This is a genomic window from Bartonella sp. PS7NMGDW, assembly GCF_042193585.1.
GTDB lineage: Bacteria > Pseudomonadota > Alphaproteobacteria > Rhizobiales > Rhizobiaceae > Bartonella > Bartonella grahamii.
This window is the reverse complement of sequence record NZ_JBHILX010000114.1, coordinates 1-679: the sequence shown is the minus strand read 5'-3', so window position 1 is coordinate 679 and position 679 is coordinate 1. Positions and strand designations below refer to the sequence as shown.

General features: G+C 45.9%; 1 protein-coding gene. It reads right to left on the bottom strand.

What is annotated here, in order from left to right; translation table 11 throughout:
- On the bottom strand, positions 1-679 hold a 679-nt coding region (locus ACFIKJ_RS09605), incomplete at both ends, for a hypothetical protein (protein ID WP_375670569.1).

The window sequence follows — 679 nt, the reverse complement described above, 5'->3', positions numbered from 1 at the left end:
GTCGTGCCGTAATTCCTTGCAAAGCCATGACCGGCGTTCATAAGCATATTCAACCTATTCCAGCCGCTATTGTCTTGCTCCAGCCAACGTTCACGATTGGCATCAACAACTCTCTGATTGTAATTATCAAGCACACCTCCCCCCTGTATGGCATTGGAATAGGCATTGCCATAACCCTGTAAGAAGTTATTTGAGGCTCCCAACTGATTTTGATTGGCTTGGTCTATCATGGCATTGGCTTGCATCATGCGATCTGCATCACGATTATACTGGTCTGCTGTAGCACTTGTGGACAAAGCACCAAGTTCATTTGCCAATACACCTGCATGTGCACCGGACCCATAACGACCCGCACCTGCAAAAGAACTGTTAATCGTATCTCTTACACGGTCTAAGCTATTTTGAAGGGCGGCATTAAAAGACGGATTCTGTCCAACCATACCACCAGAAGCCATATGTCTAAGATTCATGGCTGCCGACGTTGGATTATAGATTGTATTCATCAAAGAGCGATTTTGATAATGATGAGGAATACTGCCAAGACCACTAATGCCATAGCGCGTTTGATCACTTAACGGGGCAATACGAGGTCCCCCATACACATTACCACCCGCCCCTGTATTATACAGATGATACGCATCACTACCCCCACGCTTAAATACATTCTCCAACCAAGCAG